The 15,396-nt window shown below is 45.4% G+C and carries 12 protein-coding genes; 6 read left to right on the forward strand and 6 right to left on the reverse strand.

Annotated elements, in window-relative coordinates; genetic code table 11:
* The first annotated feature begins 178 nt into the window (after positions 1 to 178).
* Positions 179 to 2,551, forward strand: a complete 2,373-nt coding sequence (gene ppsA / locus QUF19_RS18255; RefSeq protein WP_017108297.1) for a phosphoenolpyruvate synthase — start codon at positions 179 to 181, stop codon at positions 2,549 to 2,551.
* Between the two features lie 105 nt (positions 2,552 to 2,656).
* Here the strand turns inward: ppsA and QUF19_RS18260 are convergent, their stop codons facing one another.
* Together QUF19_RS18260 and QUF19_RS18265 are read right to left on the reverse strand one after the other, a co-directional pair.
* Positions 2,657 to 3,442 carry a hypothetical protein gene (locus tag QUF19_RS18260; protein WP_286301835.1) on the reverse strand — a complete coding sequence of 262 codons (786 nt, stop codon included), beginning with the start codon at positions 3,440 to 3,442 and terminating at the stop codon, positions 2,657 to 2,659.
* A gap of 66 nt (positions 3,443 to 3,508) precedes the next feature.
* Positions 3,509 to 4,894 carry a serine hydrolase domain-containing protein gene (locus tag QUF19_RS18265; RefSeq protein ID WP_286301837.1) on the reverse strand — a complete coding sequence of 462 codons (1,386 nt, stop codon included), beginning with the start codon at positions 4,892 to 4,894 and terminating at the stop codon, positions 3,509 to 3,511.
* Positions 4,895 to 4,988: 94 nt separating this feature from the next.
* Here QUF19_RS18265 and QUF19_RS18270 point away from each other — a divergent pair, with 94 nt between their 5' ends.
* The gene (locus QUF19_RS18270) at positions 4,989 to 5,984 is read left to right on the forward strand and encodes a helix-turn-helix domain-containing protein (RefSeq protein ID WP_286301839.1); all 996 of its coding nucleotides are present in this window, start codon (positions 4,989 to 4,991) and stop codon (positions 5,982 to 5,984) included.
* Positions 5,985 to 6,022: 38 nt separating this feature from the next.
* On the opposite strand, the gene QUF19_RS18275 is transcribed toward QUF19_RS18270, so the two are convergent.
* Positions 6,023 to 7,141 carry a hypothetical protein gene (locus QUF19_RS18275; protein WP_286301841.1) on the reverse strand — a complete coding sequence of 373 codons (1,119 nt, stop codon included), beginning with the start codon at positions 7,139 to 7,141 and terminating at the stop codon, positions 6,023 to 6,025.
* A 322-nt stretch (positions 7,142 to 7,463) separates the two neighbouring features.
* Here QUF19_RS18275 and QUF19_RS18280 point away from each other — a divergent pair, with 322 nt between their 5' ends.
* Positions 7,464 to 8,798 carry an MATE family efflux transporter gene (locus QUF19_RS18280; RefSeq protein WP_286301844.1) on the forward strand — a complete coding sequence of 445 codons (1,335 nt, stop codon included), beginning with the start codon at positions 7,464 to 7,466 and terminating at the stop codon, positions 8,796 to 8,798.
* A 111-nt stretch (positions 8,799 to 8,909) separates the two neighbouring features.
* Here QUF19_RS18280 and QUF19_RS18285 read toward each other — a convergent pair whose 3' ends face one another.
* The gene (locus tag QUF19_RS18285; RefSeq protein ID WP_286301846.1) at positions 8,910 to 9,659 is read right to left on the reverse strand and encodes a sulfite exporter TauE/SafE family protein; all 750 of its coding nucleotides are present in this window, start codon (positions 9,657 to 9,659) and stop codon (positions 8,910 to 8,912) included.
* A 52-nt stretch (positions 9,660 to 9,711) separates the two neighbouring features.
* Positions 9,712 to 10,602 (reverse strand): TIM barrel protein, encoded by an 891-nt coding sequence (locus QUF19_RS18290; RefSeq protein WP_286301848.1) that lies wholly within the window; start codon positions 10,600 to 10,602, stop codon positions 9,712 to 9,714.
* A gap of 250 nt (positions 10,603 to 10,852) precedes the next feature.
* On the opposite strand from QUF19_RS18290, the gene QUF19_RS18295 reads away from it, so the two are divergent.
* From QUF19_RS18295 to QUF19_RS18305, 3 genes are all read left to right on the forward strand, one after another.
* Positions 10,853 to 12,061: an acetyl-CoA C-acetyltransferase gene (locus QUF19_RS18295; protein WP_286301850.1), complete on the forward strand. Its 1,209-nt coding sequence runs from the start codon at positions 10,853 to 10,855 to the stop codon at positions 12,059 to 12,061.
* A 134-nt stretch (positions 12,062 to 12,195) separates the two neighbouring features.
* Positions 12,196 to 12,852: a CoA transferase subunit A gene (locus QUF19_RS18300; protein ID WP_286301852.1), complete on the forward strand. Its 657-nt coding sequence runs from the start codon at positions 12,196 to 12,198 to the stop codon at positions 12,850 to 12,852.
* The gene (locus QUF19_RS18305) at positions 12,852 to 13,583 is read left to right on the forward strand and encodes a 3-oxoacid CoA-transferase subunit B (protein ID WP_286301855.1); all 732 of its coding nucleotides are present in this window, start codon (positions 12,852 to 12,854) and stop codon (positions 13,581 to 13,583) included. Before QUF19_RS18300 ends, QUF19_RS18305 begins: the two co-directional genes overlap by 1 nt.
* A gap of 294 nt (positions 13,584 to 13,877) precedes the next feature.
* Here QUF19_RS18305 and QUF19_RS18310 read toward each other — a convergent pair whose 3' ends face one another.
* The gene (locus QUF19_RS18310) at positions 13,878 to 15,386 is read right to left on the reverse strand and encodes a CoA-acylating methylmalonate-semialdehyde dehydrogenase (RefSeq protein WP_286301857.1); all 1,509 of its coding nucleotides are present in this window, start codon (positions 15,384 to 15,386) and stop codon (positions 13,878 to 13,880) included.
* Between the last annotated feature and the right edge of the window lie 10 nt (positions 15,387 to 15,396).

A 15,396-nucleotide genomic window follows, 5' to 3' on the forward strand; every position in this document is an offset into this window, starting at 1 on the left:
TTTTTATTTAATGTTTAAAATTATTTTGAGTAGGATGGGAACCATAATATATATAACGAAACCCTGCTGACTATTACGTCCCCCACAGCTTTTAAAAATAATTTACATTTTTTTAAACTGATACGTAATCGTTTGCCTTTAAATCCCTACAATGCTTGCTATGTTTCTGGAGAAATAAATGCAAAATAACACCCTATGGTTCAATGGCCTTTCCATGGAAGATGTCGACAAAGTCGGCGGTAAGAATGCTTCACTTGGCGAGATGGTTTCTAACCTAGCCAACGCTGGCGTATCAGTACCTAATGGTTTTGCTACCACATCTTATGCGTTTAATAACTTTCTTGACTACAAAGGTCTTGATGAGCGCATTCACCAACTTCTTGATGAACTTGATGTTGAAGACGTTGACGCACTGCGTAAGACAGGTGCAACGATTCGACAATGGGTTCTAGACGCACCATTCCCAGAATCACTAGAGCAAGACATCCGTGATAACTACCGCGAACTGATTGAAGGCAACGAAGAATTGTCTGTTGCGGTTCGTTCATCGGCAACAGCTGAAGACCTTCCAGATGCTTCTTTCGCAGGCCAACAAGAAACCTTCCTTAACGTGAAAGGTATCGATGCGGTTATCGAAGCGACTAAACACGTGTTCGCTTCTCTGTTTAACGACCGCGCAATCTCTTACCGAGTACACCAAGGCTTTGACCACCGAGGCATTTCATTGTCTGCGGGCATCCAGCGTATGGTTCGCTCAGACAAAGCTTCTTCAGGTGTGATGTTCACGCTTGATACTGAGTCAGGCTTTGACCAAGTGGTATTCATCACCTCTTCTTGGGGCCTAGGTGAAATGGTCGTACAAGGCGCTGTGAACCCAGATGAGTTCTACGTTCACAAGCCAATGCTAGAGGCGGGTCACTACCCAGTTGTTAAAAAGACGTTTGGTTCTAAGTTGATCAAGATGATCTACTCAACCAACCAAGAGATCGGCAAGCAAGTTGATATCATCGACACAGATACTCAAGAGCGTAACGAGTTCTCACTGAACGATGAAGAGATCAAAGAACTAGCAAAACAAGCGATGATCATCGAGAAGCACTACCAGCGTCCAATGGACATTGAGTGGGCAAAAGATGGCATCGACGGCAAGCTTTACATCGTTCAAGCTCGTCCTGAAACCGTATGTTCTCAGAGCGACCAAAACGTTATCGAACGTTACGAGCTAAACAACAAGGCGGATGTCTTGGTTGAAGGCCGTGCTATCGGTCAACGTATCGGTTCTGGCCCGGTTCGCTTGGTTGACTCTCTAGACCAAATGTCACTGGTTCAAGAAGGCGATGTACTGGTAACCGACATGACAGACCCAGACTGGGAACCTGTAATGAAGAAAGCCTCTGCGATTGTCACTAACCGTGGCGGCCGCACTTGTCACGCAGCAATCATTGCTCGTGAGCTCGGTATCCCTGCAATTGTTGGTTGTGGTACCGCGACAAGCAGCCTAAATGACGGCGACACCGTAACAGTGTCATGTTCAGAAGGCGAAACTGGCTACGTTTACAACGGCGAACTCGACTTTGAAATCAAGCGTTCTGAGGTTGATGAACTACCAATGCTGCCAACCAAAGTAATGATGAACGTGGGTAACCCTGATCGTGCTTTCGACTTCGCTCAAATTCCAAACGAAGGTGTTGGTCTTGCTCGTCTTGAGTTCATCATCAACAAGATGATCGGTATTCACCCTAAAGCTCTGTTGAACTTCGATGAGCAAACGGATGAGATCAAAGCAGAAATCAACCAGCGTATTCGTGGCTACAAAGATCCTATCGATTTCTACGTAAGCAAGCTAACGGAAGGCATCGCGACTATCGCGTCTGCATTCTGGCCTAAGCGTGTGATCGTACGTATGTCTGACTTTAAGTCGAACGAGTACAGCAACCTTGTTGGCGGTAAAACGTTTGAACCACATGAAGAGAACCCAATGCTGGGCTTCCGTGGTGCATCTCGTTACATCTCTCCAGTATTTGAAGACTGTTTCGAGCTTGAAACTCAAGCGCTAAAACGTGTTCGTAACGAGATGGGATTGAAGAACGTTGAAATCATGATCCCATTCGTTCGCACTCCGAGCGAAGCAGCATCGGTTATCGATATTCTGGCTAAGTTTAACCTACGCCGTGGCGACCAAGGTCTGAAAGTCATCATGATGTGTGAGCTGCCATCCAATGCAATTTTGGCTGATGAGTTCTTGAAGTACTTCGATGGCTTCTCTATCGGTTCAAACGACATGACACAGCTGACACTTGGCCTAGACCGAGATTCAGGTGACGTTGCGCACTTATTCGACGAGCGTAACCCAGCGGTTAAAGCGATGCTGAAAATGGCAATCGATGCAGCAGCTAAAGCGGGTAAATACGTGGGTATTTGTGGCCAAGGCCCATCTGACCATGACGACCTAGCTGAGTGGTTGATGGAACAAGGCATCAGCTCGGTTTCATTGAACCCAGATACGGTTATCGACACTTGGTTGAAGTTAGGTAACGTTGCGAATAAGTAACGCTTAGAGCCAACAAGTAGACACAACGGAAAGTAGAGTTAACAAAGCCAGCCATCGCGACTGGCTTTTTTGTTTACTGTATTTTAGGACGAGACACTGAGCACTCTAGAAATAGTATCTAACGCCAACCCAAGCTTCGGTCTGCCACTCACTTGGCATAGACAAACCGTTCACATCAATATCGCCTTTGGTAATGTCATAACGAGTATTCAACCACCAAGTACGGGCACTGTTCATTGGTACATTCAGTGATGTTTTCAACGAGAAGTTTTGCATGTTGATATCGCTGCCCGATAGGTCTTGCCATTCTGGCACCAAAGAAACATAAGCGCCTGAATCACCTAAGTGCTTTGCCGTGATAAGCCCGAGCGAATAACCCGTTAAGTCATCTTTAGAAGAGCTCATAGCGGGAATCTCCATACTGCCCGTCATCAGCCCAGCTCTTGGGAAAACCAAGAAACCGCCGGTATAAGCCGGATTGATCGCCACGACACCGCCGACCGACAACAAGTCATTCTTAATGCTTGTGCGTGTATTCACATAGTCTAACGATAGACCCACTTTAGGCGTGGCCTTAGCGCCTGTCTCGAACACATGGAAATATTGGACTCTCGAATTGCTGTATTCCGAGCCAAAGTCGTTCGGATCACGTTGTGATTCATTATTGTCATCAACAAAGGTCGCTTCTGCGAGTAACGCAAACTGCTGACCATTGTCCATCCCACCAGAAACCTGTCCCTGAAATTGAATATCAGAACTGCCGCTTACCATCAGCGCAGTCTGTGTATACACCTTGGTCACGTCGGCAGGGTCGATAACTCGCTCTGATTCGGCATATGCAGGAATCGATAAACCTAAGCTCAATGGAATAATAAGGGCAAACTTTTTCATTGTATCTCTCGAAAGTCGTTTGCTTCTTCCTTGAAGCTAGAAAGTCCTTCTGTCTCAAATGGGTTGTTATTTGTCAGCAAGTAGTTTTGCAGCAGAGCGCATCAACGCAGGGCCTTTGTTCTCACCAAAACCAGAGTGGTATGGGTTATTCGAGAACATCACGCCAACAAAATCACGCTCTGGGTCGATGTAAATAAACTGACCAAGGTTGCCGCTTTTAGACATTGCACCGTCATTGAAGATGAAATCGAATTGGTATGCGTTGTAATCGGCTTTTTCGTTGTAGGCATGAAGAGAACTGGTCTCTTTGCTAGTACCGACAAAGGCTTTTGGATCGCCACCATTGCGAATACGATCAATCACCGCTTGAGAAATGACAGGCTCATCCGCCACCGCTTTCCAGCTTGGCGTAAACAAAGTTCCCCAACGCGCCATGTCTTCTACCGTTGTCGACACCAAACCGACTGCGATCGCCATGCCATCAGGCGTTAGGTTAAATTCCATCGATTGGCGAGCATGTACTTTCGACCAAACTCGGTCTTCAAACACTTGAGTCCATGTTTTGTTTTCGATGTTCTCCACCATTTGGGTTAGTACCATGGTGTTGATAGAGGCATAACGGAAGTGGTCGCCCGCTTTCTCGCCATCTAGCTTCTGAGCGCCTTTAGCGACATTCATCCATGTTTCCATTTCACCGGTCTTGGCTCTTGGCGAGTTGAATGAAGCCGCAAAGAAACGTACAACATCAGAATCTGGGTTCAATATCGATTTGAGTGTCTCTTCGTTGTCTAACGCGGTAGACATGTTGAGCACCTGATGAACAGTAATGCCTTCCCAGTTAGTTCCTTTGAGTTCTGGAACATAGTGAGCGATGCTTTTCTCTGGGTCGACTTTGCCCTCTTCCACCAGCATCGCGACAACCGTACCGACCGTAGTTTTGGCCGTTGAAGCCCATACATGACTGTCCGTCGGGCTCATGCCTGGATACGCTTCGTAAACAACCTCACCTTTGTGAATTAGCATGAAGCCTTGAGTTCTAAACTGTTCATCAGCAAGGTACGCTGCCATTGTCATTTCACCCTTGCTTTCCGTCTCAACCTTCAGCTTGGCAAGGCGTGGATCAATGTTTTTAACCAATGGCTTGTAATTCTCGCTCGGTGCAGCAAACGCCGTTGGCATGAACTCACTCATGTGCAGGTTGTAATAAACACTGTGGTCACCACCCATTTGCCAATGGAAATTGTTGAAATTTTCTCGTGCTGAAGCAACAAAAGCGGGGGTAAAAGATTGTTGAGCATCTTTCACCGTAAGGGTCACCGCTGCGCCTTCGACTTTCAGTGCTGCTTCAACGGGGTTCTCGGCAAAAGCCATTTCTGCAAATACAGTTGATGACACAGCAAGCGATGAAATCGTGAGTGATGAGATAATTAAGGCAAGGGGTTTAAGTTTCATGTTCTTCTCCTCATTTGGGTTGGAAGAAGTATATGAAGTTGCGTTACACTTAATTAGGTCATTTGGTGACATTTAAAGGCAAGCTCAGAAAGCTATGAAAACTAAGAAAGCATCATCGAACACCAACAACATACTGCTAAGCTCTACCAGTAACATTGCGCCTTATATTCAATATTGCGACAAACGTTCTTTAAACTGGCACTTGGTGGCTATCGAATGCGGATTGCCAATTGAACTAACTCACTCTAACCAATGGCTTCCTACTCAAGATTTGGTTCGCTTTATTCATGGTCTGGAGCGTAAATTTGGTTATTCAATTGGGATTGAAGTTGGGCGAAAAGCTTCTCTAGAACAACTGTCGCCAGAACTAAACCAAAAAATCGACCAATGCACATCACTTGAGCAAGCAATACGTTGTTTAACTGTTGAGATATCAACCTTAAGCAATCACGTCACTATGTGGACAGAAAAACGAGATGGGATGTGGTGGCTATGTCATCGAAGCTGCTATCACCCGTCGACATCGGGTTTTGAGCAATCCGAATGGTTTCGCACACTGACTGTGATTACCTTATGTCGTCAATTTATAGAGAGTACATGGCAACCATCACATGCAAAGTTCATCTCGACAAATAATCGCGAGCGTAAGTTACCCAAGCACTTCTTTAATTCGGATATTCAATTTGAGCAGCAATATGGCGCTATAACCATTCCTTTACCTGATGACTATTGCGCTATCTCAGAACAAGATACCACCCAAAATTGGCATCAAGCTGTTGAGACACTGATAAACACTTACGCGACCTTACCTTGGTTCAATATTGAATGGTTTGCCACCATGCTCGGAATGACAAAGCGAACACTGCAACGAAACCTGAAGAGTAAAGGTATTCTCTTTAAAGAGGCCAAAGAACAGGTTCGGGAACGTAAAGCCAAGCAGTTGCTCGATGAGACTGACCTTTCAGTGCAAGAGATCAGTTGGCAGCTCGGCTACAGTGATTTGAGTAACTTTAACCGCGCTTTTAAAGGTTGGGTTGGCAAGACTGCACCAAGTTACCGAAGTCGAAATAAAAAAAGTCCGGTCAAATAACCGGACTTAATCGCAGATCTTAATATCAGTTCATTGTTCTACTGCTCTAATAAAGCTCTGGCGTTATCACCCTGCTCATAGATGTAGAGGCTGACACGAGACAGTATGGTTATCTCTTCTAAACTGACTTGAAGTGAGTTCTGCCCTCTTCCTAGGTTTGCTCTTAAACGATCGACTAACTGCTGCACGGCCATCAAATCATCTCGCGCTTTAGGCACACGAGTATTCATAAAGGTGAACCACTTTTCACTCATGTTACGGCTGATCTTAGCGAGCACTTCTGTATTGGTGATCGTAAATGCCTTATCAAGATTACCTCCATCTCGAAGGATGTCATAAATGATGTGACCGTTCTTTTTCGCCACCATCATGTTCTTGGTATTGAGCTGCAATTCACCAATGTGTCCGTTGGCCATCTTCAGGAAGAACTTAATGTCTTTGTAGCCAGCATCGGTTGCACCACAGTTGAACTTAGCATTGTCGCCTTGGCTGGTGCCGTAACGATCTTTCATCGCAGATTGGTGATGTTTCAACTCGACAAACTCTTTGGTCAAAATGATCATCGCTTTGGCAATGATCATATCATCCATACTCTCAAACACGATCGTCATACGCGCGGCATCTTTGAGATCACCAATATCGTAATGACGTTTTCGGTTAGTGATTTTATCCAGTGCGCCATGGAAATCTTTGACACCTAGATAAGCGCCGGGAGGCTGTTTGAGTGTCCCGTTGCACACCGATGCGACTTTCACAGCAAACTCTCTGAGTGCCTCTTGCGCTTCAACTGTCTCCATAAACATCAGAAACAGCTGCTTTTTCTTGAGCGTGGCATTCGCGACTTGATTTCGAGAACCAAAATCTAGGTTGCCGTTCGCTAACTTCTGACTAGATGACTCATCCAAATAGTCATGGATCTTCTCTTTCTGAGTCATGATGTCGAGAATGACTTGATCTTGCTGCTTGTTAGCGGCATTCATGTAGTCGAAGTTTTCGACCTTTTGTTTCAATGCTTGCAGCTTCTGTTGGTAATCTTTGACGTTAACCAACCGAAAGCCCTGAGACATGATGCCTTGTTGGTTTATCTTGGCGAGTACCTTCGCCTTGTTCTTTCTAACTTGTTCTTGGCTGATCTGAATTTCTTCTGTGGTCGGCATATTTAGGTTCCTTCTCCAATATGCAGTTAAAACTGTGCTTGCTGACTCGCAATTCCTTTTCTCTCCAACGATATTAGTTTATGGATTTGATAATTACATTAGCCAACAACGATAACCCTATAAAATAAATAAGGTTTGAGAGATGCTTCCCTAAAGTGACAGCACACAATGCGCCACCACCGCCAAATTCGACGTTAAGTAATATGCTTAGATCCGGTAACAATTATTGGTATCGAGCTGACCTTACGTTATCCTTTACGCAATTCTTCATTGAGAGGTTTGTCACCACAACAAGCCTAACTTCAAGACCGATAAGAGTGTTATGAATTCGACTACCGCAACTCCCTCGCCTTCTCTTGGCCGACAACTCTATACAATGACATGGCCAATGCTGTTTGGGGTACTTTCCCTCATGAGCTTCCAGCTTGTAGACAGTGCTTTTATTGGCCAACTGGGCGTGCTACCACTGGCTGTTCAAGGCTTTACGCTTCCAATACAGATGATCATCATTGGTATTCAGGTCGGGCTAGGTATCGCGACGACCGCGGTAATCGCTAGAGCCATTGGCGCGAATGAAACGCGCTATGCTAAACAGCTCGGTGGATTAGTGATTGCGATGGGCAGCGTGAGTGTCGCGCTTTTCTCCGTCATCATCTATCTGCTGCGTGGGCCAATTTTGCAGTTGTTGGATGCGCCACCGACGGTATTACCAATCATTGATTCTTATTGGATCTATTGGCTAGTCAGCTCTTGGACAGGTGCACTGCTCTACTTCTTCTACAGTGTGTGTCGTGCCAATGGTAATACCATGCTGCCCGGTTCAATGATGATCGCGACCAGTATCATCAACTTGATATTAGATCCGATTTTCATCTTTACGCTCGACATGGGCATCAATGGAGCCGCTATTGCGACCATCTTAGCGTTCGGTGCGGGTATATTTATCGTTGCTCCTAAGGTAACTAAGAAGCATTGGATGACGTTCGACTGGCACGATCTCGACATCGGCAAGAGTATTCGCTCCATTGGTAACATCATGGGGCCTGCGATGATCAGTCAGCTGCTGCCACCGGTTTCATCAATGTTCGCCACTAAGCTGCTTGCTGGCTATGGCACCGCTGCCGTTGCAGCTTGGGCGCTGGGTTCGCGTTTTGAATTCTTCTCGATTGTCGCTGTGCTAGCACTAACGATGTCGATGCCTCCGATGATTGGCCGCATGCTAGGAGAGAACAACCTAGGTAACATACGCAAGCTCGTTAAGATTGCAGTGATGTTCGTATTGGGTTTCCAATTAGTGATTGCACTGGTGACTTGGTTATTCTCAGGCGGACTAGCAAACCTAATGACCAGTGAAAGCGAAGTCTCAACGATTTTGAACTATCACCTACTGATCGTGCCTATTAGCTTAGGGCCATTGGGAATCTGTATGCTGATGGTTTCTGTCTCGAATGCTCTGGGCAAGTCTTACACCGCCTTGACGATTTCAGCGCTGCGTCTATTCGCCTTCTTCTTGCCTTGCTTGTGGGTTGGCTCGCAGCTTGCTGGTATTGAAGGTCTGTTCTGGGGCGCAATGGTAGGTAATGTGCTTGCCGGAACCTGTGCATGGTTTATGTACCAACGCGCACTTGGGCAAGTCGAGGCTAAGCTTGCTAATTAACTAGCGAACTAAACGGCTTACCAGCTAAACCGCCAGAAAATTATTGAACGAAAAAGCAGCCACTTAGGCTGCTTTTTACATTACTCTGGTTCTCAACAACACTCTAAACGTTCAAAGATTCAACCCATCGATGGTTAATTTCACTCCAGAGATAAAGAGAAACAGATAGCACAATCGATACACCCATATTTGATTTACACGGTGTAATAACCACACTCCGAGCTTAACGCCAACAGGAGCGAGAGGCATCAGAATCAATGCCGTCATCACATTCATCGTGTCGAACTCACCTAAGGCAGCATAAGGAAGCAGTTTGGCTAAATTGACTAAACCAAACAATACGGCCATCGTCGCTACCAAAACAACTTTGTCTAGTTTCAATGGCAACATATAAATACTGGCTGGCCCGCCACCTGCGTGAATCGCAGTGCTAGAAAACCCACTTAACGTGCTCCAAAACCACGCACTTATTTTTCCACCAGCTTTTTGTTCTTCCATACCTAATAGCAAATACTGGCCGCAAAATAGTAAGGAAAGAATACCAATGAGTAACTTCAGGCCTGACTCTGGTGTGGTACTCAAAAACAACCCTGCTAGTACGACTCCAAGAACCGCACCCGGAAGCATGTTTTTAATTACGGAATAGTCAGCATTGCGATAATGATGTTTAACCGCGAACACATCCATTACACACAATATTGGTAGTAAGATAGCAGCAGCTTGAGTAGGTGCGATGGTCATAGCCATAAGAGGTACCGCGATAATACCTAATGCACCACCTAAGCCCCCCTTTCCAATTCCATAAATCAAAACAGCAGGGATTGCAGTAACATAAAACCAAGGTTCAGTCACAATAAGCATAAACGGTACCATTTGTTTACAAAGGTCTTTTTAGCAACGCCATTTCTTACCATCAACCAAACCCTTTTTGATTCAAAAAAAGTCGACTGCGTTTAATATCAGCTAAAGTACCATCAGAATTTCTAGGATCACGCTCTTGCTCAATGGTAATCCAGTCTGAATAACCGATTTGATTTAAAGCCAACTGTACTTCAGCATAATTGATTACGCCTTCACCGATCGGACACATTACACCCTGTGTACAAGCCTCCCAAAAACCAACCTTTGCCTTAATAACACCAGAAAAAACCGCGTGGTTGATATCTTTAAAATGAACATATTCTAAACGAGAGGCGTACGCGATTAAGCTGCCCGCTGGATCCATTCCAGCGTAATACAGATGACCTGTATCCAAACAGAGCCCGACCTCTTCACTCGTCAAATCTGCCAACATTCGGTCAATCTCATCGCGGTATTCTATATAACCTCCAGCATGAGGATGAACGACAGGACGAATTCCATAGTGTTTCGCGATAGCAGCAATATCACGAATCGTTTGCATCATTGTGTCCCAAAGCTGGTTATCTAATCTTGGAGCTTCATCACTCAATCCGGCGCATGCACTTCGCACATCATTAACACAGTCGATCACAACCAATTTATTGCTGCCAATACGCTTAAGCATCGAACATAAATCATGTGTTCGGCTCAATATGTCCTCTTTATGTTCTAACGAGGAAAGTGGCTCAAAAAGTGTCCCTGCACAAATCACCAAACCACTCTCTTTGGTCGCCGTATTAACAAACTCACCCTCTAGAGGCATATAGCCAAACGGGCCTAGCTCTATACCTTGATATCCAGCAACTTTGCTTTCCAATATGACGGTATTCCATGATGGATTGTGGACGTTAGTGGCAGATTCCACGCCCCAACAACAAGGTGCGCATGCAATTAAGCTATTCATGACTATTCTCCATTCGATTTGACGTTAATACGCAGCAATAACGCTCAAGTAATATACGCCAATTACTTGCAGCTTCATCTTGCATTTATGCAAACCGCGTTTGTGCCAATAGCTATAACACCTCTTTATCAGTGCCTTTAGAATGAATTCATCAACAGAAAATAACTGCACGCTGCGTTTTGTGTATTTACGAACTCACAGCGCCTCATTGAGCTGTTAATTCAGCTTTACCTTGATACAGGATATTACGATGGAACCTATCTACATTGTCGCAGCGAAACGCACACCAATCGGCAGCTTCAACGGCGCACTATCTTCAGTTTCTGCGCCCACGCTAGGCGCTGCAGCAATTAAAGGTGCAATCAGTCAATGTCATATCGACCCGACTCTTATTGATGAAGTCATAGTCGGTAATGTGCTCAGTGCTGGTATTGGCATGGGACCGGGGCGCCAAGCCGCAATTCAGGCAGGGGTTCCAGAAACGGTCCCGGCATACACACTCAATATGATCTGTGGAAGCGGAATGAAAACGGTCATGGATGCGGCAAGTCATATCAAAGCGGGAGATGCTGAGATCGTAGTTGCCTGTGGAATGGAGAGCATGTCTCAAGCCCCATTTGTACAAACGCATAAAGTTAGAAGTGGCGTTCGCATGGGAAATATTTCGTTAGAAGACAGCATCATTACCGATGGTTTAACCGATGCGTTTAATCAATATCACATGGGAATCACCGCAGAAAACATTGCAGAATCACTGTCTATTTCGCGTGAAGAACAAGATGCGTTTGCACTCAAAAGTCAGTTAAGCGCGGCAAGTGCACTGGAAACCCACGGCTTTAGAAGTGAAATAGAACCAATAGAAGTATCGTTACGTCGTAAGCAATATACCGTAGAACTTGATGAGTACCCAAAAGCCGATAGCACATCAGAGAGCCTTGCCCGTTTACGTCCAGCTTTTAAAAAAGATGGCACAGTTACCGCTGGAAATGCCTCGGGTATTAACGATGGTGCAGCCGCGATCATCTTGGCATCTAAATCAGCTGTGGAACGGTATCAACTAAAACCAATGGCTGAAATCATTAGTTACGCTCAAGCAGGTTTGTCTCCGGAAATTATGGGGTTAGGACCTGTTCCAGCTATCGCGAATGCACTAGAAAAATCTGACCTCTCACTGCAAGACATCGAGTATTTTGAGCTTAATGAAGCCTTTGCAGCTCAAGCTATCGGCGTAACAAAGCAGCTCGCTGAACAACACAATGTTGAGCAAAGTTGGATCTTAGATCGCACAAACCATAATGGTGGCGCTATTGCTTTAGGTCATCCACTTGGAGCATCAGGTATCCGTATCCTTGTTAGCTTGGCGTATCAACTAGAGCGAAAACAACAAGACTATGGCTTAGCATCTTTATGTATCGGTGGAGGCATGGGGACTGCCGTGATCATCAAACGTTGCGCGTAGCCAAGTACTAAACGACAAAGTAGAAAACGACCAAGAAAGAACGACTAGCATGACTGCGGAAAAATCATCATCAGCGGTCATACCAAAAATTAAGTTAGACAAGGCGATAAGCCAACTCTGTATAGGGGCGAACTATGAGAAAGAAAATCACAGCCAACGAGATTGCGGAAAAATTGCATGACGGGATGACCATCATGATTGGCGGTTTTATGGCAAATGGTGCCCCTGAGGGCCTTATCGACCTACTGCTTGAACACAACATCAAAGACATCACACTAATTTCGACCGATACGGGGACTCAAATCACAGGTTCCGGTCGACTGATTGCAGCAAAACTCGTAAAAAAACTCTACGCCTCACACATTGGTACCAACCCAGAAACGGGAAACCAGATGAATAATCAGGAGCTAGATGTTGAACTGGTTCCACAAGGCACATTAGCTGAGCGTATTCGTGCAGGAGGTGCTGGACTTGGTGGAATCCTCACCCCAACAGGCCTTGGCACTTTGGTAGCAGAGGGTAAACAAGTGATTACCATTGATGAGAAAGACTATTTGTTAGAAAAACCTCTCCGCGCTGACCTTACTTTTATACGCGGCTCAGTTGTCGATACCAAAGGAAATGTGTTTTACAAAAAAACCACACAAAATTTCAATCCATTAATGGCGACCGCTGCCGACCTCGTGATTGTTGAAGCTGAAACAATTGTTCCACTTGGCGACATCGAACCAGAGGCGGTTCATACCCCAGGTCTATTTGTAGATTACGTCTATCAAAAGGAATCGAAATAATGACGGATATTATCTGTAAACCTCAACCTACTTATGGCGATACGCCTTTGGCGAGCAAGATTATCGACAAGGCAGCTATACGTCGAAATATTGCTTGGCGCGTAGCTCAAGAGCTGCATGATGGCGACATCGTAAATTTGGGTATCGGCCTCCCCTCTTTGGTTGCTAATGAAATTGACTCAGAAGTCGAGCTCATACTGCAATCTGAAAATGGATTACTCGGCATTGATGCCATTGCTGACGACAGTAATACTGACGCCGATTTAGTCAACGCCGGTGGACAACCGATTACCGCAACCAAAGGCGCAAGCTATTTTAACAGTGCCGACTCCTTCACTATTATTCGTGGTGGTCATGTCGACGTAACGGTTCTCGGAGCACTGCAAGTCGATGAGCAAGGTAATCTTGCTAACTGGATTATCCCTGGGAAAATGGTCCCAGGTATGGGCGGTGCTATGGATCTAGTCGTAGGCGCGAAAAAAGTCATCGTTTCAATGGAGCACACGGCGAAAGGTAAACACAAGCTTCTTAAAACCTGCTCTCTGCCATTAACCGCACTTAATCAGGTCGACATGGTCATCACAGAGATGGGCGTGATATCCATTCATGACTCCCAAATGATATTGACGGAGATAGCCCCCGGCTACACGCCAGAAGAAGTGCAACAAGCAACAGAAGCAACCTTGATAATCGCAACACCTCTCAACATTATGCCACTTCCAAAACATTAGCTTTTTTAAATAGTAAGTCGTATTTCTGCTCTTTTTTGTTATGACTGCTCCACGTCATATTTGCCCATGCTGTAACAGTATGGGCTTTTTATTGTATTCTCGACGGCACCAAGGTAGTTGATTAAAAAGCACAGATCCTTTCGATTAATTAAACACGTCCTTTAATGCAATAACTGCAATAACTGCAATAACTGCAATAACTGCAATAACTGCGTATCGTCCTCTTCTAGTGAAAAAAGCAGCAACCTAAACGACCACTGCTTGTCGTAAAACTACCTAAAACAATAGCTCCGACTACATCGTCGGAAAGTTAAAGCTGCTTGTGTGCTCTTCCAATCGCACGCTGGCAGGCCAGCGACTCGTGACGGTTTTCATTCTTGTATAAAAACGAACTCCATCATTACCGTGCATGTTTAAAGGCCCAAATATCGAACGCTTCCACCCACCAAAACTATGAAATGCCATTGGTACAGGAAGAGGAACATTGATACCTACCATCCCAGCCAATACCTCTTCTTGAAACTGACGCGCGGCCTCTCCATCTCGAGTAAAAATAGCCGTACCATTGCCATACTCGTGTCGATTAATGAGGTCTAAACCTGTTGCGTAATTAGGCACTCGTACAATCACCAACACTGGACCAAAGATTTCCTCTTTATAAATTGTCATCTCAGGAGAAACATGGTCAAACAAAGTCGGCCCTACAAAATACCCATCTTTGTGGCCTTCAACTTCAAACGAGCGTCCATCAACCAGAAGTGCAGCACCTTGCAACTCTCCCTCTGAAATATAGTCACAGATTTTTTGTTTATGAGCCGCCGAAATAACGGGGCCCATATCGTTTTCCTGTCCTTCCACAATCCCAGGCCCAACTCGCATGGACTGTATCTGCGTTTGTAATTTATCGGTTAAACGGTCGGCTGTTTCATCCCCGACAGCAACCACCACAGATAGTGCCATACAGCGTTCACCCGCAGCGCCGTAAGCGGCTCCCATGATCGCTTGAGACGTCATATCTAGCTCGGCATCAGGCATTACTAAGCAGTGATTTTTTGCACCACCTAATGCTTGGCAACGCTTACCATGAGCAGAAGCCGTCGTATAGATGTACTCGGCAATCGATGTAGAACCAACAAAGCTTACCGCTTGTACACGTTCATCGGTAAGCAATACATCCACCGCTTGTTTATCGCCATTCACCACATTGAAGACACCATTTGGTAACCCTGCTTCTTTAAGTAACAACGCCAGTTCGAGCGCCAGTGAAGGATCTTTTTCAGAAGGTTTCAAGACAAATGTATTACCCGTAGCCAGTGCTACAGGGAACATCCACATAGGAACCATTGCAGGAAAATTAAATGGAGTGATGCCAACGCACACGCCCAATGGTTGCATTAATGAATGACTATCTATGCCAGTACCAACATTCGAAGAGTGCTCCCCCTTTTGTAGGTGTGGGATACCACAAGCAAACTCAACCACTTCTAGCCCTCGAGCTAACTCTCCTATTGCATCTGAATAGACTTTCCCGTGCTCACTGGAGATCAGGCGCGCTAAACGGTCAAGATTAGCCTCCACTAAGGCTTTAAATGCAAATAGCACACGGGCTCGTTTTAATGGTGATGTTTTGGCCCAGCCCAGATGGGCCTGTTGAGCAGATTCGATCGCTTGTGCAGTTTGTTCTTTATTACTTAAAGCAACTTGCTTTGTTTGTTGGCCTGTTGCGGGGTCGAAAATCGGAGCGACACGTTCCGTTTGATATTCGCTTATTTCACCATTGATAAAATTAAATACAGTTTTCATAACTGAGTCC

Origin of the sequence: Vibrio sp. FE10, assembly GCF_030297155.1 — a bacterium.
In the GTDB taxonomy this organism is placed as follows: Bacteria; Pseudomonadota; Gammaproteobacteria; order Enterobacterales; family Vibrionaceae; genus Vibrio; species Vibrio apostichopi.